Raw genomic sequence first — 19,174 nt, forward strand, 5'->3', positions numbered from 1 at the left:
GCCGGAGCGGGACTCGGTCCGTCCCCGGCCCGACCGTAAGCTGTGTGTTCGTGAGCATTCCGAACGTGCTGGCCAACCGGTACGCAAGCGCCGAGATGGTGGCAATCTGGTCGCCCGAGGCCAAGGTGGTAGCCGAGCGGCGGCTGTGGCTGGCGGTGCTGCGGGCGCAGGCGGGGCTCGGAGTCGACGTGCCGCAGGAAGCGATCGCCGACTACGAGCGGGTCCTGGACAACGTCGATCTGGCCTCCATCGCGGCGCGTGAGCGAGTGCTGCGCCACGACGTCAAGGCCCGTATCGAAGAATTCAACGCCCTTGCCGGCCACGAGCACGTGCACAAGGGCATGACCAGCCGGGACCTGACGGAGAACGTCGAGCAGCTGCAGATTCGGCAGTCGCTGGAACTGGTGTTCGGCCACGGGGTGGCGGTGGTGGCGCGGCTTGCCGAGCGGGCTGTGGCCTACCGCGACCTGGTGATGGCCGGGCGTAGCCACAACGTCGCCGCTCAGGCCACCACCCTGGGCAAGCGGTTCGCCTCGGCCGCGCAGGAGACGCTGATCGCGCTGACCCGGCTGCGGGAACTGATCGACCGTTACCCGCTGCGCGGTATCAAGGGGCCGATGGGCACCGCCCAGGACATGCTCGACCTGCTCGGCGGCGACGCGGGCAAACTCGCCGAGCTTGAGCAACAGGTGGCCGAATTCCTCGGCTTCACAACGGTATTGCACAGCGTCGGTCAGGTGTACCCGCGTTCGCTGGACCACGACGTGCTGTCCGCGCTGGTCCAACTGGGCGCGGGACCGTCTTCGCTGGCGCACACCATCCGGCTGATGGCCGGGCATGAGCTGGTCACCGAGGGATTCGCCGAAGGTCAGGTCGGTTCGTCGGCGATGCCGCACAAGATGAACACCCGCAGCTGCGAACGGGTCAACGGACTGCAGGTGGTGCTGCGCGGGTACGCCTCGATGGCCGCCGAGCTGGCCGGCTCGCAGTGGAACGAAGGCGACGTCTTCTGCTCGGTAGTGCGTCGAGTTGCATTGCCGGACAGCTTCTTTGCCATCGACGGTCAGATCGAGACATTCCTGACGGTGCTTGACGAGTTCGGGGCCTACCCGGCGGTGATCCAGCGTGAACTGGACCGGTACCTGCCCTTCCTGGCCACCACCAAGGTGCTGATGGCCGCAGTGCGTGCGGGTGTGGGACGCGAATCCGCGCACCACGTGATCCGCGAACACGCGGTGGCCACGGCACTGGCCATGCGGGAACGCGGCGCGGAGCCGGATCTGTTGGACCGGTTGGCCGCCGACGAGCGGTTGCCGCTGGACCGCACGGCGCTCGACGCCGCACTGGCCGACAAGGAGGCTTTCGTCGGCGCGGCCGGCGACCAGGTCGACGCGGTGGCCGCGCTGGTGGAGGAACTGGTGGGACGCCATCCGGAGGCGGCCAAATACACGCCGGGGGCGATCCTGTGACCGCCGCGGTAACCAGCATCGACTTCACCGATCTGGACAACTTCGCCCACGGCTTCCCGCACGATCTGTTCGCCGTCCACCGCCGCGAGGCGCCGGTGTTCTGGCACGAGCCCACCGACAACACGCCCGACGAGGAAGGCTTCTGGTCGGTGGCCACCCACGCGGAAACCCTTGAGGTGCTGCGTGATCCGGTGACTTACTCGTCCGTCACGGGTGGTGCCCGTCCGTTCGGGGGCACGCTGCTGCAGGATCTGGCGATCGCGGGTCAGGTGCTCAACATGATGGACGACCCGAGGCATTCGCAGATCCGGCGACTGGTCAGCTCCGGGCTCACGCCCCGGATGATCCGTCGCGTCGAGGACGACCTGCGGGCCCGGGCCCGCCGTCTGGTGGACGAGGTGGTGCCCGGCGAGCCGTTCGACTTTTTGGTCGACATCGCCGCCGAGTTGCCGATGCAGATGATCTGCATTCTGCTGGGAGTTCCCGAGAGCGAACGACATTGGCTGTTCGAGGCCATTGAGCCGCAATTCGACTTCGGCGGCTCGCGCAAAGCGTCGCTGTCGCAGCTGTCGATCGAGGAAGCCGGGTCGCGGATGTACACCTACGGTCAGGAGTTGATCGCCGCCAAGCGTGCGCAGCCGACCGACGACATGCTGTCGGTGGTGGCCAACGCCATGGTCGAAGACGACGACTCCCAGGCTCTTTCCGATCTCGAGGTCTACCTGTTCTTCAGTCTGCTGTTCAGCGCCGGAGCGGAGACGACGCGCAACGCCGTCGCGGGCGGGCTACTGGCACTGGCGGAGCATCCCGATCAATTACGCGCGCTGCGAGCCGATTTCGGGTTGTTGCCGACGGCAGTTGAGGAGATCATCCGGTGGACCTCGCCGTCACCGTCCAAGCGGCGCACCGCCACCCGCGACGTGACCCTCGGGGGACACGCGATCGCGGCGGGTCAGAAAGTGCAGATCTGGGAAGGCTCCGCCAACCGCGACGACGCCGTCTTCGAGCGCGCGGCCCAATTCGACATCACCCGTAAACCCAATCCGCACCTGGGCTTCGGGCAGGGGGTGCACTACTGTCTCGGGGCAAACCTGGCCCGGCTCGAGCTCCGCGTGCTCTACGAGGAGCTGCTGTCACGGTTCGGGGCAGTCCGGCTGGTGGAACCGCCGGAGTGGACCCGCAGCAACCGGCACACCGGCATCCGGCACCTGGTCGTGGAATTGCACCAGGGTTAGGGAGGCCGCCACCCGACGTGTTCGTGGCCGGCTCAGGGCATTCGCAACCTGATCCCGGCGGCGCGCAGTTCCAGTGCGGCCAGGCCGCGGATGACCATCGGGTCCTCGTGGCGCCAGCCGCCGACCGGGTCGGCACTGACCGCCGCGAGTTTCGCCGGCGACCGGTTGGCCAACGCCCGCAGCGCCAGCAGTTGCTGTCCCGCCGCCGTCGCCGCCAACGCGGTCACCACCCACTTGCGCCGGAAGAATCGCCACCGCAGCAACAGCCACGGCACAGTCACCGCCAGAATCGGGGGCGACGCGACCGCCAGCGCCAGCACCCAGGCCAGCCAGCTCGCGGTGTAATCGAGGCTGTGACCAGCGCCGGCCACGTCCAGCGCCGCCTGGCTGGCCGCGTCGAGCGGTTTGCCGAGCGCATCCCCGAGCAACGGGACGTTGTGCGCACCGTGCCCCGCCGACGCCAGGTTGCCGGCCAGGTCCTTGGAGCCGCTCTCCACTTGTCGGCCGGCCTCCGCGATCGTCGCGATCGCGTCGTGCACCGCGATGCCGACGAATACCCAGATCACGGTCCACAGCGAAATGGTGATGTCGCTGATCAGTTGACCGAACAGGCGGAAGGGCCGGGTGGAGTACGGCAGGTACCTCGTCATGTCTCCGATACCAGCACAGCTCGGCCCCAAATGGTGCCGGCTCGCCCGATAGGCTGACCCGATGCGACCCCCGTTGTCCGATTACCAGCATGTGGCCAGTGGCAAGGTTCGGGAGATCTACCGGGTCGACGACCACCACCTGTTGCTGGTCGCCAGCGACCGGATCTCCGCCTACGACTTCATCCTGGACAGCGTGATTCCCGACAAGGGCCGCATCCTGACCGCGATGAGCGTCTTTTTCTTCGGGCTCGTGGACGCGGCCAATCACCTGGCCGGCCCGCCCGACGACCCCCGCATCCCCGAGGAGGTGCTCGGTCGGGCGCTGCTGGTGCACCGGCTGGAGATGCTCGAGGTGGAGTGCGTTGCCCGCGGCTACCTGACCGGCTCGGGACTGCTGGACTACCAGGCCACCGGGAAGGTCTGCGGTATCGCGTTGCCGCCCGGGTTGGTCGAAGCCAGCAAGTTCAGCGCGCCGTTGTTCACCCCGGCCACCAAGGCGGCGCTGGGTAGCCATGACGAGAACATCTCGTTTGACCGGGTGATCGAACTGGTGGGCGCCGTGGCGGCCAACGAACTGCGGGACCGCACGCTGCAGATCTACGTACAGGCCGCCGACCACGCCTTGACCAGGGGAATCATCATCGCGGACACCAAGTTCGAGTTCGGCACCGACCGCAACGGCAACCTGCTGCTGGCCGACGAGATCTTCACCCCCGACTCTTCGCGGTACTGGCCGGCCGATGAATACCGGCCCGGCGTGGTGCAGAACAGCTTCGACAAGCAGTTCGTCCGTAACTGGCTCACCAGCCCCGAGTCGGGCTGGGACCGACATGGCACTGAACCGCCGCCGCCGCTGCCGGACGACATCGTCGCAGCCACCCGCGGGCGTTACATCGAAGCCTACGAACGGATTTCGGGCCTACGTTTCGAAGACTGGATCGGTGCATGACCGACGCGCCGGTGCCGCCCGTCGCCAAACGGGTAGAGACACGCCGCGAATTCCACGGCGATGTCTTCATCGACCCGTACGAGTGGTTGCGGGACAAGGACAGCCCTGAGGTCATCGGCTACCTCGAAGCCGAGAACGAGTACGCCGACCAGAGCACCGCCCACCTGGAGTCCCTGCGGCAGCAGATCTTTGACGAGATCAAGTCGCGCACCAAGGAGACCGACCTGTCGGTCCCGACCCGGCGCGGCGACTGGTGGTACTACGCCCGGACTTTCGAAGGCAAGCAGTACGGTGTCCATTGCCGCTGCCCGGTCAGTGATCCCGACGACTGGACACCTCCGCAGTTCGACGAGCACACCGAGATTCCCGGCGAGCAGGTCCTCCTTGACGAGAACATCGAAGCCGACGGTCACGATTTCTTCGCACTGGGTGCCGCCAGTGTCAGCCTCGATGCCAATCTGCTGGCCTACTCCGTCGACGTCAAGGGCGACGAACGATACACGTTGCGATTCAAGGACTTACGCACCGGCGAGGTATATCCCGACGAGATCGCCGATATCGGCGCGGGTGCTACCTGGGCGGCCGACAACCGCACCGTCTACTACAGCACCGTCGACGAGGCCTGGCGTCCCGACACGGTGTGGCGTTACCGGCTCGGTTCGGGCGCGCCGTCCGAGCGCGTCTATCACGAACCCGACGAACGGTTCTGGGTGGGCGTGGGCCGCACCCGCAGCAATGCCTATGTGCTGATCGCGGCCGGCTCGTCGGTCACCTCGGAGGTGCGCTACGCCGACGCGGCCGAACCTGACGCCGAGTTCACCGTCGTGTTGCCGCGGCGCGAGGGCGTCGAGTACTCGGTGGAGCACGCCGTGGTGGGCGGACAGGACAGGTTCCTGATCCTGCACAACGAGGACGCGGTGAACTTCACCCTGGTCGAGGCGCCCGTCGCCGACCCGACCCGGCAGAGCACCCTCATCCCGCACCGCGACGATGTCCGTCTCGACGGCGTGGATGCCTTCGCCGACCACCTGGTGGTCAGCTATCGCCGGGCAGCGCTGCCGCGAATCCAGTTGTGGCCGTTCAGCTCCGACGGCAGTTACGATGAGCCGCAGGAGATCGCGTTCGACTCCGAACTGATGTCGGCCGGGCTGGGGGCCAACCCGAACTGGCGCTCACCCAGGCTGCGGGTGGGAGCCGGATCGTTCGTCACACCGGTGCGGATCTACGACCTCGACCTGGCCACCGGGGAACGCACCCTGCTCAAAGAACAACCGGTGTTGGGTGGTTACCGCCGTGAGGACTACGTCGAGCGCCGCGACTGGGCGCTGACGGCAGACGGCACCCGGGTGCCGATCTCGATCGTCTATCGGGCAGGCATCGAATTTCCTGCTCCGGCACTGGTTTACGGCTACGGCGCTTACGAGATCTGCGAGGACCCGCGGTTCTCGATTGCCCGGCTTTCGTTGCTGGACCGCGGCATGGTGTTCGTCATAGCCCATGTCCGCGGCGGCGGTGAGATGGGCCGGTTGTGGTATGAGCACGGCAAGCTGCTGGAAAAGAAGAACACTTTCACCGACTTCATCGCGGTGGCACAGCATCTCGTCGACACCGGGCTGACCACCCCGCGGCAACTGGTGGCGCTGGGGGGCAGTGCCGGTGGGTTGCTGATGGGCGCGGTGGCCAATATGGCGCCGGAACTGTTCGCCGGCATCCTGGCGCAGGTGCCCTTCGTCGACCCGTTGACCACCATCCTGGATCCCTCGCTGCCGCTGACTGTCACCGAATGGGATGAGTGGGGAAACCCGTTGGCCGACAGCGATGTCTACGCGTATATGAAGTCCTATTCGCCGTACGAGAACGTGGAGGCCAAGCGGTATCCGGCGATCCTGGCGATGACGTCGCTGAACGACACCCGGGTCTACTACGTCGAACCCGCCAAGTGGGTGGCCGCGCTGCGCCACGCGAACACTGACGGTGCCGGTTCGCAAGGCAGTCCGGTGCTGTTGAAGACCCAGATGAAAGCCGGACACGGTGGAATCAGCGGCCGCTATGAACGGTGGAAGGAAACCGCTTTCCAGTACTCGTGGCTGTTGACGACTGCGCAGGACTAGACGGCCGGTCTTTTCGGCAGAAACGATGCCGGGACGAACGTGGTGGCCACCAGGGCGACCGCTATCACCAACACCACGGTGTAGGCGTGGGACAGATCGTGCAGCAGATTGGTGGCGAAGTCAGCGCTCAGGGTCCGCTGCGGCACCGCGGACGGGTCCAGCGGCACCCCGCGCCGCGCGGCCTCCTGCTTGCGGCGCACGAATTCGTTTGCCGCGGTGATGTTCTCACTGCGATTGAACTGGCTGGTCAGCACCATCGACATCAACGCGGTCCCGATCGAGCCGCCCACCTGGAAGTTGACGCTGATCAGCGTCGAACCGCGGGCTATCTGGTGCGGGTTCAGTGCCTGCACCGACGCCCCGGACAGCGGCATCATCGTGCAACCCATGCCCATGCCCATGATGCCCAGTCCCAGCAGCAGGACGGGTGAGAAAGCGGCCTGCCGGGCGACCCCGAAGGTGAAGAAGGCCAACCCGACCGTGATGAGCGAGATGCCGAACAGCACGCTCTTCCCGGGCCCTTTGCGGTCCATGAAGACGCCCGCCCACGGCATGGTCAGCATGGCGCCGAGCCCCTGCGGAATCAGGTGCAACCCGGACTGCATCGGAGTCTGTCCCATCACCTGCTGCAGATAGCTGGGAAGCAGCAGCATGGACCCGAAGAAGGCGATCGAGAAGATGAACGCGGTGACATTGGCCTGGGTGACCGCTGGAACCCGGAAGAGTCGCAGGTCGATGAGCGGGTGATCTGCCCGGTACCACGCATGCATGACGAAGGCCGTGATCAGCGCCAAGCCGATGATCACCGGTATGAGCACATGGCGGTCGGCCAGTGTGCCGCGGCCAGGGATCGAGGACACCCCGAACAGAAACGTGGCGAGCCCGGGTGACAGCAACAGCACGCCGATGACGTCGAACGTCTCCGAAGGCGCCGGATCGTCCCGCGGGAACAGGAACTTGGCAAGGATGAACGCGCACAACCCGATTGGCAGATTGATCAGGAATATCCAGGGCCAACTGAAGGCGTTGATCAGCCAGCCGCCGAGGATCGGTCCCCCGATGGGGCCGAGCAGCATCGGGATGCCCAGCACCGACATCAGACGTCCCAGCCGCTTCGGGCCCGCGACGCGCGTCAAGATCGTGAACCCCAACGGCATCAGCATGCCGCCGCACATCCCCTGGACCGCCCGGAATATGTTCAGCAGCAGAATGCTCGGCGCTATCGCACACAGCAGAGACCCCACCATGAACGCCACCACCGAACCCATCCACAGGCGTTTGGTGCCGAAGCGGTCGGCCGCCCAGCCGGCCAGCGGAATCACGGTGGCCAGGGCCAGCGTGTAGCCGGTCATGGTCCAGCCGACGACGGTCTGGGTGGATTCGAACTGAACGATGAACGTGCGCTGCGCGACGCTGACGACGGTGGTGTCCACCGACATCATCACCGAGGCCAGGATGCACACCCCGGCGACGCGGAGGGTCGCCGCGTCGAGCTTGTCGGGATAGTCGGGCGCGGTCGACTCTGCCGTCGACTTTCCCGTCGCGGTGGTGGGCAACGCGGCGTCGGCCGGTGCGGATGGCGCCTTTTCCATGGCGTTGCTGAGCATATCTAATTGATTGTGACGCCCGCCTCATGGGGAGGCCCGTTCGAGCAGATCAAAGGCCGGATATACGTCTGCCGTCCGTGTGTCCTTCACCGCTTCGACACTTGTGCTCGGCAAACTGCAAATATGTCTGGAAAACTGATCGTCTCGGTTTCAGGGATCGGCGAGCAAACGTTGGGCGATGTCGCCGACTTCTGCGCGCAGATGGATGCCCGTTCGGTGCCGGTGTCGTTGCTTGTGGCGCCGCGGCTGGGCAGTGACTACCGGCTCGACCGCGACCCGCGAACCGTGGAGTGGTTGACCGAGCGGCGTGCCCGCGGCGATGCCCTGGTGCTGCACGGCTACAACGAGGCCGCCACCAAGAAGCGACGTGGTGAGTTCGCCACGCTGCACGCCCACGAAGCCAACTTGCGCATCAAGGCCGCCGACCGGGTACTCGAGCATCTCGGCCTGCGTACCCGGCTGTTTGCGGCACCCGGCTGGCTCGTCTCCCCGGGAGTCGTCAAGGCACTGCCGAACAACGGTTTTCGTTTCGTCGCCGACGCGTACGGAATGACCGACCTGGTCCGCGATCACACGGTGCGGGCCCGGGTGCTCGGTATCGGCGAAGGGTTCCTGGCGGAGCCGTGGTGGTGCCGGATGGTGGTGTTGTCCGCCGACCGGATCGCGCGGCGCGGGGGCGTGGTACGGATCGCCGTGGCGGCCCGTCACCTGCGCAAGCCCGGGCCCCGGCAGGCGATGCTGGATGCCGTCGACCTGGCGCTGCTGCAGGACTGCGTGCCTTCGGTGTACAGCTGGCGTTCCGGCAGAGCGGTGCTGGACGCCGCCTGACGCTCGGCCGGTGGCACCGCAGCGGGGGCACTACCCTGTTTCGACATGAGCGATGCGGGTTCGGATGCCTTCACTGCTGACGCGATCATCGTGGGGGCCGGCCTCGCCGGGCTGGTGGCGGCGTGCGAACTGGTGGACCGTGGCCTGCGGGTGCTCATCGTGGATCAGGAGAACAGCGCCAACCTCGGTGGTCAGGCCTACTGGTCATTCGGCGGCCTGTTCTTCGTCGACAGCCCCGAGCAGCGCCGGCTCGGAATCCGCGACAGTCACGAACTCGCCCTGCAGGACTGGCTGGGGACGGCCGCCTTCGACCGTCCCGAGGACTATTGGCCGGAACAATGGGCGCACGCCTACGTCGATTTCGCGTCGGGGGAGAAGCGCAGTTGGCTGCGGGCCCGCGGGCTGAAGATCTTCCCGGTGGTCGGCTGGGCCGAGCGCGGTGGCTATGACGCGCAGGGACACGGCAATTCGGTGCCGCGTTTCCACATCACCTGGGGCACCGGTCCCGCTCTGGTGGAGATTTTCGCGCGGCAGCTGCGCAACCGGCCGAACGTGCGGTTCGCGCATCGCCACCAGGTCGACCGGCTGATCGTGGAGGGCGACGCGGTGACCGGGGTTCGGGGCACCGTCCTGGAGCCCTCCGATGAGCCACGCGGGGTGGCATCGTCACGAAAGGCTGTGAGCAAGTTCGAGTTTCGGGCCTCAGCGGTAGTGGTGACGAGTGGGGGCATCGGGGGCAACCACGACCTGGTGCGAAAGAACTGGCCGCGCCGGATGGGACGGGCGCCCAAGCAGTTGCTCAGCGGCGTGCCGGCCCACGTCGACGGCCGGATGATCGGCATCGCCCAGAAGGCCGGTGCGCGGGTGATCAACCCCGACCGGATGTGGCACTACACCGAGGGCATCACCAACTACGACCCGATCTGGCCGCAGCACGGCATCCGGATCATCCCCGGTCCGTCGTCGCTGTGGCTGGACGGCGGGGGAAATCGCTTGCCGGTGCCGCTTTTCCCGGGTTTCGATACGTTGGGGACGCTGGAGTACATCGCCGCGAGCGGCTACGACTACACGTGGTTTGTGTTGAACGCCAGGATCATTGAGAAGGAGTTCGCACTCTCGGGTCAGGAGCAGAACCCCGACCTGACCGGGCAGAGCGTGCGTCGTCTGGTGCGGGCGCGGGCCCGGTCCGGCCCGCCGGCGCCGGTGCAGGCGTTCATCGACCGCGGGGTGGACTTCGTCAGCGCCGCGACGCTGCCGGAACTGGTCGAGGCCATGAACGGGCTGCCCGATGTGGAGCCGCTGGACTACGAGACTGTCGAGGCCGCGGTCACCTCGCGCGATCGTGAGGTGGCCAACAAGTTCACCAAGGACGGTCAGATCACCGCGATCCGCGCCGCCCGAGGTTATCTCGGCGACCGGCTGGGCCGGGTGGTGGCGCCACACCGGCTGGTCGACCCCAAAGCCGGGCCGCTGATCGCCGTCAAACTGCATATCCTGACTCGAAAGACGTTGGGCGGCATCGAGACCGACCTGGATTCCCGGGTGCTGAAGTCCGACGGCACCCCGATCACCGGGTTGTACGCGGCGGGCGAGGCCGCGGGCTTCGGTGGCGGCGGGGTGCACGGTTACCGAGCCTTGGAAGGGACCTTCCTGGGTGGCTGCATTTTCTCCGGTCGCGCCGCCGGCCGCCGTGTCGCCGACGACATCACCTGACCTTCCTCGCGCGAGCAGACGCAAAATCACCGTGGAGCATACGCTCCCGGGTGATTTTGCGTCTGCTCGGCGTCAGAACGTGACTGCGCTTTCTTCCGGCAGCACCTGGAAATCGGTGGTGGTCATCTCGGTGAGCCGGCCGTAGTAGATACCCCGTGCCTCGGGCGCGATCACCCCCTGGTGAATGGGTACCGCGCGCTCAGGCGCCACGGCGCGCAGATAGTCGACGGCCTCCGAGATCTTCATCCACGGGGCGGCGGCCGGCGTGGCCAGGACGTCGACCGGTTCCTCCGGAACGAACAATGCGTCACCGGGATGCATCAGCCGGGCGCGGTGTTCGCCGTCGCCCACCAGAAACGAAATGTTCTCTATCACCGGTATTTCCGGATGGATGACGGCGTGCCGTCCGCCCACCGCCCGGATACTGAGCTGGCCGACCGAGAGCTCGTCACCGACGTGCACCGCCCGGCACGGCTCGCCGAGTTGCTCGGTGGTCTGCGGGTCGGCATACAGCACGGCGTTCGGGTTGCCTTCGAGCAGCGCGGGCAGCCGCGAGACGTCGACGTGGTCGGGATGCTGGTGGGTGATCAGAATGGCCGACAACCCGGTGATCCCTTCGAAGCCGTGCGCGAAAGTGCCGGGATCAAAAAGAATTTTGGTCTGACCGAACTCGGCGAGTAAGCAGGAATGTCCGAAATGCGTCAGTTGCATGTCTACGATTGTGCCTTGATGGGGGCTGTACAGCTGAGGGTGTTTCTGGCGACCATGATGGTCGCCGGCAGCTTCGCGATCGCGCTCGTCGCCGCGACCCCTGCCCATTCCGAGCCGGAAACCTGCCCGCCGGTATGCGATCAGATCCCGGGCAGCGCCTGGATCGGTCAGCGGTCGATACCCCTGCACTCGGTGTACAACTGGCCGGCGCTGGCCGGTGTCGACACCGCGATGACGGGCGGAGCAACCCCACAGTTCAAGTTCGAGCAGGTGTGCAACACCATGGCGTTTCCGCAGGACAGCCGCAATTCCGCGGTGGCGGCGCGGGCCACGGTGGCCCGACCGGAGGGGCAGTGGCAGCTACACGCGCAGATCCTGCACTGGCGTGGGGACACCGCCCGCGGGGGTGCGCTCGCCGCGTCGGTGTTCGGCACCGCCGTCGCCGCGTTGCGCGGATGCCAGCTGGGAGCTCCCGCGCAGTCGCCGTCGGTGACCGACGACGAACCTGCCCGGATGGCCGCCGTCATCAGCGGTCCGGTCATCATGCACACCTACCTGGTCGCGCACGTGGCGAGCAGCACGATCAGCGAACTCACACTCTGGGCGGCCGGGACCCCTCGGGTGGACTGGCCGGTGCTCAGCGATGCCGCCATCCTCGACGCCCTGACCGCACCGCTGTGCGAGGCCTACATCGCCTCCTGCCCCTAACTGAAAAGCCGACGGAGCCAATGAAACTCGACGTCCTCTATAGCGCGGCCAACCACCCCTGGCCGCAACTTCGCGACCAGGTCCGGCGGGCCGAAGCCGAAGGCTTTGGCAGGGCGTGGGTTTTCGACCACATATCCGGTGCCATGTTGTCTGGAACCCGGATGTTGGAGTGCTTCACGCTGGCCGGCGCCTTGGCGGCCGCGACCTCCACCATCGGCATCGGCACCCTGGTGGTCAACTCCGCGAACCGGCCGGCCGGAGTCGCGGTCGCAGCGGCCGCGTCGGTGCAGGAGATCAGCGACGGTCGGTTCGTCTTCGGCCTCGGCGCGGGCGCCGCTCCCGGCAGCTCGTGGGCCCGGGAGCACGATCTGCTCAACATCCCGCTGTACGACTCGATACGCGAGCGCCACCGCCACCTGGTCCACGTTCTGGACCTGTGCGATGCTCAGTGGGACCCCGATCGGGCCGACCGCTGGGTTGGCTTCCCGCTCCCTTCCCCTCGTCCGCCGGTGCTGCTGGGGGTCAACAGCTTGAGCCTGGCCAGGATCGCCGGCGAACGATGCGACGCCATGAATGTCGCGCTCGACCATCCCCGGATCGAGGAATTCATCGCGGCGGCCCGCGCCGCCCGCGCCGCGTCTGACCTGGCCGGCCGCGAATTCGAGGTCAACGCTTGGACCGCGCGTAGCGACGCCGCTCTGGATCCGGACGGGGACCCGCAGCGCCGCGTCACCGAGCTGGGCGGCGACGGCCTGGTTCTGGTCGCCTAGGTGTCGCGGGGGTCGGTAGAGTTGGCCCGGACGCGGAGGCGTCAGAGCTGAGGAGGAACGCAGTGGCCCGGGTGGTCGTGCATGTGATGCCCAAAGCGGAGATCCTTGACCCGCAGGGTCAGGCGATTGTCGGTGCTCTGGGGCGGCTGGGCCACCCCGGAATCTCAGATGTCCGTCAGGGCAAGCGATTTGAGTTAGAGGTCGACGACACGGTAGATGACTCCCAGCTCGCCGAAATCGCCGAATCGCTGCTGGCGAACACGGTGATCGAGGACTGGACCATCAGCCGGGACCCACAGTGACGCCACGGATCGGCATCATCACCTTCCCGGGCACCCTCGATGACGTCGATGCCGCGCGAGCCGCACGCATGGTGGGCGCCGAGGCGGTCAGCCTGTGGCACGCGGATGCCGATCTCAAGAGCGTCGACGCCGTGGTGGTTCCCGGCGGCTTCTCCTACGGCGACTATCTGCGCGCCGGCGCCATCGCCAGATTCGCTCCGGTGATGGGGGAAGTGGTAGCGGCCGCCGGCCGTGGCATGCCCGTGCTGGGAATCTGCAACGGCTTTCAGGTTCTTTGCGAGGCGGGTTTGCTCCCGGGTGCCCTGACGCGCAATATCGGGTTGCACTTCGTCTGCCGTGACGTGTGGTTGAGCGTCGCTTCCACCTCGACCGCCTGGACGTCGCGTTTCGAGTCCGACGCCGACCTGCTGATACCGCTGAAGTCCGGCGAAGGCCGCTATGTCGCGCCCAAGCAGGTGCTCGAACAGCTGGAAGGCGACGGGCGGGTGGTCTTCCGCTACCGCGAGAACATCAACGGCTCACTGCACGACATCGCCGGCATCAGCTCGGCCAACGGGCGCGTTGTGGGCTTGATGCCGCACCCCGAACACGCGATCGAGGCGTTGACCGGCCCCTCCGACGACGGCCTGGGGCTGTTCTACTCGGCGCTCGACGCGGTCCTGACCGCCTGACCGGGTCAGCTCGCGTCGAGTAGCAAAGGGGGCGAGGGTAATTCCGCGGCGACGGTCAACCGGCTGAAGAGATCGATGGCCGCCGCGGTGGCCCGGTCCGCGAACGCCGCCAGATCGTCGAAGCGAACCCGCTCCCCGATCCACCGGGACTGCTCGGCCATGACACCGATGCGCTGCGGGTCGGACGATCCGTGCACGATCGCGGTGACGTCGCGATGCTGCTCGTTCCAGGCGCCGGCGAGCGCTGCCAACCGGGGGCGTTCGGAGGCGGGGTAGAAGCACGCGGGGGTGACGCGGATGGTGAACACGTCCGGGTGCATGGGCGGGATCTCGAGATGGATATGCAAGCGCAGGGCGGCGTTGAGGACGAAGAAGAACTCGCCATCGTGCCGGCCGCGGAAGTAACGCCGCGCCCGGGTGCACAGGTAGCGTTCGATCAGGTTGGTGTTCAGCGGCTCGCCCATGGGCTCAGACATGGTCCCATGCTCCGGGAGCCGACTATGTGGATCCTTGAGCCAAGGCCAGGGAATCCGAAGAATCAGTTGAGAATTCGCTGAGCGACTCGGCTCAGCCGGCTGCAAACCGCGGCATGATGTCGCTGCCGACGATGTCCAGGTACTGGGACTCGACGACGTGCGGGATCGTAACGAGAAACCGGTCGATACCGCAGCGTCGATACTCACCGAGACGCTCGATGCAGCGCTGGGGTGATCCGACGATCAGACCCGACTCGGGGATGGAGGCGAACTCGGTACGGATGCGTGCCTCCTCTTCCGCGGAGTCAGTCGGCGCGAGCAGCACCGTGACCGACATGCACAGCGTTGCCGGGTCCCGGCCCGCCGACTCGCAGGCCCGGTCCAGAAAGTCGCGACGCCGGGTCACTTGTTGAGGCGACCACCACCGCACGTTGAGACCCTGGGCGGACCGGGCAGCGATCCGTTGCACCCGATCGCCCTCCCCGCCGATCCACAGCGGCGGATGTGGCCGCTGAACCGGAGGCGGATCGCAGATCGCGCCGTTCAAGCTGTAGAACTCGCCCGTGAAGCTGGGATTGGGTTGCGTCCACACCGCCTTCATCACCTCCAGCGCCTCGGCCAGCGCCGAGACCCGTTCGCGCACCGGCGGAAACGGAATCCCGTAGGCATCGAACTCGCGCTTAAACCAACCGGCGCCCATCCCGAGATCGAGGCGTCCACCGGAGATGACGTCGAGCGTCGCGGCCATCTTCGCCAGCACCGAAGGGTGGCGGTAGGAATTGCACAGCACGCTGGTGCCCAGCCGTAGCCGGGTGGTGTCGCGTGCCAGCGCGCTGAGCGCCGTCCAGCACTCCAGCAGCGGAAGCGAGGTGGGCGGCGGGCCGGACTGCGCCTCGCCCGATTCGCCGGTAAAACCGGCATCTTTGACGTAATCGTCGGGACTGATCGTGAGGAAGTGGTCGCACAACCACACCGAATCGAAGCCGTATCGTTCCGCCTTCTGCGAGACGGCGACCATGTCGGGATAGGAGCTAACTGCCAGGCCGTTGACGGTGAGCGCCAGGATGAGCCCGAATCGGGTATCGGAAGTCATTGGTCAGTGCCCACTTTCGACGAGTCCGGCCCCGGGACCGTCGATCCTTCGTGGCAATGTGACGGAGAACCTGTACCGCTCGGGACGATGGTGGAACACCACGACTTCGAGGGGTTTGTCGTCCTCGGCGTAGGTGATCCGGTCGACAACGAGGACGGGAGCGCCGGCCGGGAGGCCCAGCGCGGCGGCGATGTCGTCCGACGCGCCCGCGGCATGGATCTCGTAGGTCGCGCGACCGATGCGCACGCCCAGTCGCTGCTCCCACATCGAGTAGGTGGTCTCGGTCGGCGGCGTGCCTTCGAGTAGTGGCTCGACGGCCTGGCCCAATCCAGTCGGCAGGTACGCGGTGACGACGGCCAGCGGTTCGTCTCCGGCCCGGAAGCGCCGGCGCACGCAGAGCACCTCGTGGGCACCCAGGATGTCTGAGATCCGTTGCGGTGCAGCGGTGATGCCGTGGGAAAGCACATCCACCAGCGGCGTGATGCCGGAGTCGGACAACACCTCGGTGATGGTACGGACGCCGGATGTGAGCTCCTGCTTGACAGGCTCGGCGACAAACGTGCCCAATCCCTGGCGCCGGACCAGCCATCCCTGGTTCTCCAGCATTCCCACCGCGGCCCGCACGGTCACCCGGCTCAGTCCGGTTCGATCGATCAATTCCTTCTCGCTGGGCAGCCGCCCGCCCTCGGGTAGGCGTTGTGCGAGGATCTGCGCCTTCAGGGCCTCGGCGAGCTGGGTGGTCGCCGGGACGCTACCCCGCGAAATTCGTAGCTCGGCAGCATCGAGGTCCAGTCGGTCCGAGCCAGATGTCATAGGACGTATTAAAACGTCTTATACGGGCCCGCGTCAAGTGCTGTAATGGGAGGGTGGGCATCACCATAGAACGCTTTGACCATGTGGTGATCAATTGCCGCGACGTCGAGGCCACCGCGCGGTGGTACGAGCGGGTGCTGGGCATGACGCGCGAGACGTTCGGTGAGTCCGGCAGAACGGCGCTGCGTTTCGGCGATCAGAAGATCAACCTGCGCCCGGTCGGCGCGCTCGCCGACGATCCCGAGTGGGTTACCGGCTCGGTTGAAGCGGCAGGATCCGAAGACCTGTGCCTGATCACCCGAGCGAGCCCGGACGAGGTGCGTGCGCACCTGAGCGCCTGTGGCGTCGACATCGTGGCGGGACCGGTGACCAGAACCGGCGCATCAGGACCGATGACGTCGCACTACTGCCGGGACATCGACGGCAATCTGATCGAGATAGCCGTCTACTGAGCGCATCTCACAGGGGGTAGAGCTCCGGCAGGTTCACCACGATCGCCTCCTGGCTGTTTCGGGCGATGACCACCTCGGCCGGCGTGGTCGGGTCCGGGTTCTCCTCGCGGTGCGGCACGAACGGTGGCACGAAGATGTAGTCACCGGGTCCGGTCTTGATGCGCACTTCCTCCATGCCATCGTGAAAGACGAACTCCGGGTGGCCGCTTCGCACATAGATCGCTGTCTCGGACTCGCCGTGGTGATGGTTGCCCGACGCCGTGTCCGGCTCGATGTAGGTCTCGCCCATCCACAGTTGCTGCGCGCCAACCGATTTGCCGCTGATGGCGGCGAAGCGTTGCAAGCCGGCTGTCTGGGCGGTGTCCGAATCGAGTTCGGACGCCCGGATGTGATGAACGCGTTTACGACGCTCGTCGACATCATGGGCGGTGAAGTCGGGATGGAATCCGTCCATCGTGGCTCCTTCTCCTCAGACCACCACGATAAACGAGTCTCGATACGCCTCAAGCAGTCTCAGCCACACATCACTGATCGTGGGAAAGCACGGCACGGCGTGCCACAACCGCTCGATCGGAACCTGAGCCGCAACGGCGATGGTGGCCGCGTGCAACAGCTCGGTGACCCCGGGGCCCACCATGGTCACGCCCAGCACGTGGCGCGTGTCGACGTCGACCACCATGCGGGCCCGGCCGGTGTAGCCGTCGGCGAACAATTTCGCGCCGGTCACCACCTCGCCGATCTCGACATCGATGATCTTGGCGCGAAGGCCGTTTTGGGCGGCCTGCTCCGCGGTGAGTCCGACGGCTGCCGCTTCGGGGTCGGTGAAGAATGCCTGCGGCACGGCATGGTGATCGGCAGTGGTGGCGTGCTCACCCCACGGCGCGGTGTCGAGGGGCCGTCCGGCGGCGCGGGCGCCGATGGCCGCGCCGGCGATCCGGGCCTGGTACTTGCCCTGGTGGGTCAGCAGCGCGCGGTGATTGACGTCGCCGGCGGCGTAGAGCCATCCGTCGTCGACTGCCGTCACCCGGCAGGTGTCGTCGACCTCGAGCCAGCTGCCTGGGTCCAAACCGATTGATTCCAAACCGATGTCGCCGGTCAACGGCGCCCGTCCGGTGGCGAACAGGATTTCGTCGACCTCCAGGTCGTTGCCGTCGTCAAGTGTGAGACGCACGGGCCCTTCCGCGTCCGGCCGGCTCAGTGCCCGGACCGAAACGCCCAGGCGCACGTCGACTCCGGCCGCGGCCAGTCCCTCACCGACGAGTTCACCGACGAAGGGTTCCATCCGGCCCAGCAGCGCGGAGCCCCGGACCAGCAGGGTCACCGATGCTCCCAATCCCTGCCATGCCGTGGCCATTTCGACGCCGACACCGCCCGCGCCGACGATCGCGAGCCGGCCCGGTACCGAACTGCTGTCGGTGGCTTGACGATTGGTCCACGGCCGGGCTTCACCGATGCCGGGCAGGTCGGGGAGCGCCGGACGGGTGCCGGTGCAGATGACGACCGCGTGTCGTGCAGTGAGGGACATCTGCTCACCGCCCGAAGCGGTGACGGTGACGCGGCGGGGGCCTGCCAATCGCCCGTGGCCGCGGATCAGCGTGGCGCCGATGCCGTCCACCCAGTCGGCCTGGCCGGCGTCGTCCCAGTCGCTCACATACCGATTGCGCCGGCCGAACACGCCGGCGGCGTCGATCTGACCGGCCACCGCCTCGCGTGCGCCGTCCACCCGACGGACGTCAGCGACGGCGAGGACCGGACGCAGCAGCGCCTTGCTCGGGACGCAGGCCCAGTAGGAGCATTCGCCCCCGACGAGTTCGCGTTCGACGACCGCGACGCTCAACCCCGTGGCCCGCGCCCGGTCCGCGGCGTTCTGCCCCACCGGGCCGGCGCCGAGCACTATCACGTCGTATTCGTCTACTGGCATGGTCAATCGGGTCCTCTCGGTGTCAGTTGCCGGGCGAGCGAGGGCAGGTCGGCGGCCACGAAGTCCGGTTGCGGCAGCCCTTCGACCGGTAGTGGTGCATTGCCCGGACGGGTGATCAGTGCGGTGCCGAAACCGACGTTCCGGGCGCCCAACAGGTCCCACACGTGTGAGGCCACCATCAGGCAATCGGCTGGTGTAACCCCGAGTTCCCGGCACACGTAGCGGTAAACCGGTGGTGCCGGCTTGAAAGCCTGGCAGGCGTCGACGGTGAACCGCCGCTCGAAGAGGCCGGCGAGCCCGGAGTTTTCCAATGCGGTCGGAGTGCCCGGCGGGTGGGGCGAATTAGTCAGTGTGACGAGCCGAAAACCGTTGTCGCGCAGTTGGTTGAGTCCATCGAGCGTGTCCGCGTAGGCGGGCATGACAACCATGCTCGCGGTGAGGCGGGTGACGTCGCCGTCGGTGACCTGAGCACGGTGGACGGCCCCGAGCATCCGTAACACCCCGCCGGCGAGAGTCGCGAAGTCGACGTAGCTGTTGGACAGCGTCGCCGTCATCGAATACATGACGAGTTGGTTGAACCATTCCCGCAATACCCGTCGGTCGCCGAACAGGTCGTCGAACAACGGCGCCATCGACTCGATATCGAGCAGAGTCTCATTCACGTCGAACACGAGCACGCGCGGTGCGGCCACCCG

At 66.8% G+C, this 19,174-nt stretch carries 20 protein-coding genes; 11 read left to right on the forward strand and 9 right to left on the reverse strand.

Annotated features, from left to right (window positions below; all coding sequences use genetic code 11):
• The first annotated feature begins 50 nt into the window (after positions 1 to 50).
• Together purB and ACNQS7_RS23595 are read left to right on the forward strand one after the other, a co-directional pair.
• On the forward strand, positions 51 to 1,469 hold the full coding sequence (purB, locus tag ACNQS7_RS23590; RefSeq protein WP_418014436.1) for an adenylosuccinate lyase: 1,419 nt from the start codon (positions 51 to 53) through the stop codon (positions 1,467 to 1,469).
• Positions 1,466 to 2,704, forward strand: a complete 1,239-nt coding sequence (locus tag ACNQS7_RS23595) for a cytochrome P450 (protein WP_418014437.1) — start codon at positions 1,466 to 1,468, stop codon at positions 2,702 to 2,704. Before purB ends, ACNQS7_RS23595 begins: the two co-directional genes overlap by 4 nt.
• A gap of 32 nt (positions 2,705 to 2,736) precedes the next feature.
• Here the strand turns inward: ACNQS7_RS23595 and ACNQS7_RS23600 are convergent, their stop codons facing one another.
• Positions 2,737 to 3,354, reverse strand: a complete 618-nt coding sequence (locus ACNQS7_RS23600) for a hypothetical protein (RefSeq protein WP_055581516.1) — start codon at positions 3,352 to 3,354, stop codon at positions 2,737 to 2,739.
• 61 nt (positions 3,355 to 3,415) lie between these two features.
• On the opposite strand from ACNQS7_RS23600, the gene ACNQS7_RS23605 reads away from it, so the two are divergent.
• Positions 3,416 to 4,303, forward strand: coding sequence for a phosphoribosylaminoimidazolesuccinocarboxamide synthase (locus ACNQS7_RS23605; protein WP_418014438.1), 888 nt, complete (start codon positions 3,416 to 3,418; stop codon positions 4,301 to 4,303).
• On the forward strand, positions 4,300 to 6,414 hold the full coding sequence (locus ACNQS7_RS23610) for a S9 family peptidase (protein ID WP_418014439.1): 2,115 nt from the start codon (positions 4,300 to 4,302) through the stop codon (positions 6,412 to 6,414). Before ACNQS7_RS23605 ends, ACNQS7_RS23610 begins: the two co-directional genes overlap by 4 nt.
• Here the strand turns inward: ACNQS7_RS23610 and ACNQS7_RS23615 are convergent.
• Positions 6,411 to 8,021, reverse strand: coding sequence for a DHA2 family efflux MFS transporter permease subunit (locus tag ACNQS7_RS23615; protein WP_418014440.1), 1,611 nt, complete (start codon positions 8,019 to 8,021; stop codon positions 6,411 to 6,413). The two genes, ACNQS7_RS23610 and ACNQS7_RS23615, sit on opposite strands and share 4 nt — an antisense overlap.
• A 123-nt stretch (positions 8,022 to 8,144) precedes the next feature.
• Between ACNQS7_RS23615 and ACNQS7_RS23620 the strand changes: the two genes are divergently transcribed.
• Positions 8,145 to 8,849, forward strand: a complete 705-nt coding sequence (locus ACNQS7_RS23620) for a DUF2334 domain-containing protein (RefSeq protein WP_418014441.1) — start codon at positions 8,145 to 8,147, stop codon at positions 8,847 to 8,849.
• Between the two features lie 45 nt (positions 8,850 to 8,894).
• The gene (locus tag ACNQS7_RS23625; RefSeq protein ID WP_418014442.1) at positions 8,895 to 10,562 is read left to right on the forward strand and encodes an FAD-binding dehydrogenase; all 1,668 of its coding nucleotides are present in this window, start codon (positions 8,895 to 8,897) and stop codon (positions 10,560 to 10,562) included.
• 72 nt (positions 10,563 to 10,634) lie between these two features.
• Here ACNQS7_RS23625 and ACNQS7_RS23630 read toward each other — a convergent pair whose 3' ends face one another.
• Positions 10,635 to 11,273, reverse strand: a complete 639-nt coding sequence (locus ACNQS7_RS23630; RefSeq protein ID WP_418014443.1) for an MBL fold metallo-hydrolase — start codon at positions 11,271 to 11,273, stop codon at positions 10,635 to 10,637.
• Here ACNQS7_RS23630 and ACNQS7_RS23635 point away from each other — a divergent pair.
• The 4 genes from ACNQS7_RS23635 to purQ all read left to right on the forward strand — a co-directional run bounded on the left by ACNQS7_RS23635 (position 11,250) and on the right by purQ (position 13,724).
• On the forward strand, positions 11,250 to 11,981 hold the full coding sequence (locus tag ACNQS7_RS23635; RefSeq protein WP_418014444.1) for an ATPase: 732 nt from the start codon (positions 11,250 to 11,252) through the stop codon (positions 11,979 to 11,981). The genes ACNQS7_RS23630 and ACNQS7_RS23635 overlap by 24 nt on opposite strands.
• A 20-nt stretch (positions 11,982 to 12,001) precedes the next feature.
• A complete protein-coding gene (locus ACNQS7_RS23640; RefSeq protein WP_418014445.1) occupies positions 12,002 to 12,751 on the forward strand; it encodes an LLM class flavin-dependent oxidoreductase in 750 nt (249 codons plus the stop codon).
• Between the two features lie 62 nt (positions 12,752 to 12,813).
• Positions 12,814 to 13,053 (forward strand): phosphoribosylformylglycinamidine synthase subunit PurS, encoded by a 240-nt coding sequence (gene purS / locus ACNQS7_RS23645; protein ID WP_055581507.1) that lies wholly within the window; start codon positions 12,814 to 12,816, stop codon positions 13,051 to 13,053.
• On the forward strand, positions 13,050 to 13,724 hold the full coding sequence (gene purQ / locus ACNQS7_RS23650; RefSeq protein WP_418014446.1) for a phosphoribosylformylglycinamidine synthase subunit PurQ: 675 nt from the start codon (positions 13,050 to 13,052) through the stop codon (positions 13,722 to 13,724). Before purS ends, purQ begins: the two co-directional genes overlap by 4 nt.
• A gap of 5 nt (positions 13,725 to 13,729) precedes the next feature.
• Here purQ and ACNQS7_RS23655 read toward each other — a convergent pair whose 3' ends face one another.
• The 3 genes from ACNQS7_RS23655 to ACNQS7_RS23665 all read right to left on the reverse strand — a co-directional run bounded on the left by ACNQS7_RS23655 (position 13,730) and on the right by ACNQS7_RS23665 (position 16,106).
• Positions 13,730 to 14,200, reverse strand: coding sequence for a hypothetical protein (locus ACNQS7_RS23655; RefSeq protein ID WP_418014447.1), 471 nt, complete (start codon positions 14,198 to 14,200; stop codon positions 13,730 to 13,732).
• Positions 14,201 to 14,291: 91 nt separating this feature from the next.
• A complete protein-coding gene (locus ACNQS7_RS23660; RefSeq protein ID WP_418014448.1) occupies positions 14,292 to 15,293 on the reverse strand; it encodes a TIGR03619 family F420-dependent LLM class oxidoreductase in 1,002 nt (333 codons plus the stop codon).
• Between the two features lie 3 nt (positions 15,294 to 15,296).
• Complete coding sequence (locus tag ACNQS7_RS23665; RefSeq protein WP_418014449.1) at positions 15,297 to 16,106, reverse strand: GntR family transcriptional regulator; 810 nt, start codon at positions 16,104 to 16,106, stop codon at positions 15,297 to 15,299.
• A 53-nt stretch (positions 16,107 to 16,159) separates the two neighbouring features.
• On the opposite strand from ACNQS7_RS23665, the gene ACNQS7_RS23670 reads away from it, so the two are divergent.
• Positions 16,160 to 16,558, forward strand: coding sequence for a VOC family protein (locus ACNQS7_RS23670; protein ID WP_418014450.1), 399 nt, complete (start codon positions 16,160 to 16,162; stop codon positions 16,556 to 16,558).
• Between the two features lie 7 nt (positions 16,559 to 16,565).
• On the opposite strand, the gene ACNQS7_RS23675 is transcribed toward ACNQS7_RS23670, so the two are convergent.
• From ACNQS7_RS23675 to ACNQS7_RS23685, 3 genes are read right to left on the reverse strand one after another with little or no spacing between them, the layout of a single operon-like run.
• On the reverse strand, positions 16,566 to 17,012 hold the full coding sequence (locus ACNQS7_RS23675; RefSeq protein ID WP_418014451.1) for a cupin domain-containing protein: 447 nt from the start codon (positions 17,010 to 17,012) through the stop codon (positions 16,566 to 16,568).
• Between the two features lie 15 nt (positions 17,013 to 17,027).
• Positions 17,028 to 18,479, reverse strand: coding sequence for a dihydrolipoyl dehydrogenase family protein (locus ACNQS7_RS23680; protein ID WP_418014452.1), 1,452 nt, complete (start codon positions 18,477 to 18,479; stop codon positions 17,028 to 17,030).
• Positions 18,480 to 18,481: 2 nt separating this feature from the next.
• Positions 18,482 to 19,171, reverse strand: coding sequence for a haloacid dehalogenase type II (locus tag ACNQS7_RS23685; RefSeq protein ID WP_418014453.1), 690 nt, complete (start codon positions 19,169 to 19,171; stop codon positions 18,482 to 18,484).
• Positions 19,172 to 19,174 lie beyond the last annotated feature (3 nt).

The sequence above is a fragment of the Mycobacterium sp. 23 genome (genome assembly GCF_048287075.1).
In the GTDB taxonomy this organism is placed as follows: domain Bacteria; phylum Actinomycetota; class Actinomycetes; order Mycobacteriales; family Mycobacteriaceae; genus Mycobacterium; species Mycobacterium gordonae_B.

Bases quoted from the DNA above. Each gene is read 5' to 3' on its own strand.
- ACNQS7_RS23600 (WP_055581516.1), bottom strand. From the start codon at position 3,354: ATGACGAGGTACCTGCCGTACTCCACCCGGCCCTTCCGCCTGTTCGGT.
- ACNQS7_RS23605 (WP_418014438.1), top strand. From the start codon at position 3,416: ATGCGACCCCCGTTGTCCGATTACCAGCATGTGGCCAGTGGCAAGGTT.
- ACNQS7_RS23610 (WP_418014439.1), top strand. From the start codon at position 4,300: ATGACCGACGCGCCGGTGCCGCCCGTCGCCAAACGGGTAGAGACACGC.
- ACNQS7_RS23615 (WP_418014440.1), bottom strand. From the start codon at position 8,021: ATGCTCAGCAACGCCATGGAAAAGGCGCCATCCGCACCGGCCGACGCC.
- ACNQS7_RS23620 (WP_418014441.1), top strand. From the start codon at position 8,145: ATGTCTGGAAAACTGATCGTCTCGGTTTCAGGGATCGGCGAGCAAACG.
- ACNQS7_RS23625 (WP_418014442.1), top strand. From the start codon at position 8,895: ATGAGCGATGCGGGTTCGGATGCCTTCACTGCTGACGCGATCATCGTG.
- ACNQS7_RS23635 (WP_418014444.1), top strand. From the start codon at position 11,250: ATGTCCGAAATGCGTCAGTTGCATGTCTACGATTGTGCCTTGATGGGG.
- ACNQS7_RS23630 (WP_418014443.1), bottom strand. From the start codon at position 11,273: ATGCAACTGACGCATTTCGGACATTCCTGCTTACTCGCCGAGTTCGGT.
- ACNQS7_RS23640 (WP_418014445.1), top strand. From the start codon at position 12,002: ATGAAACTCGACGTCCTCTATAGCGCGGCCAACCACCCCTGGCCGCAA.
- ACNQS7_RS23655 (WP_418014447.1), bottom strand. From the start codon at position 14,200: ATGTCTGAGCCCATGGGCGAGCCGCTGAACACCAACCTGATCGAACGC.
- ACNQS7_RS23660 (WP_418014448.1), bottom strand. From the start codon at position 15,293: ATGACTTCCGATACCCGATTCGGGCTCATCCTGGCGCTCACCGTCAAC.
- ACNQS7_RS23665 (WP_418014449.1), bottom strand. From the start codon at position 16,106: ATGACATCTGGCTCGGACCGACTGGACCTCGATGCTGCCGAGCTACGA.
- ACNQS7_RS23675 (WP_418014451.1), bottom strand. From the start codon at position 17,012: ATGGACGGATTCCATCCCGACTTCACCGCCCATGATGTCGACGAGCGT.
- ACNQS7_RS23680 (WP_418014452.1), bottom strand. From the start codon at position 18,479: ATGCCAGTAGACGAATACGACGTGATAGTGCTCGGCGCCGGCCCGGTG.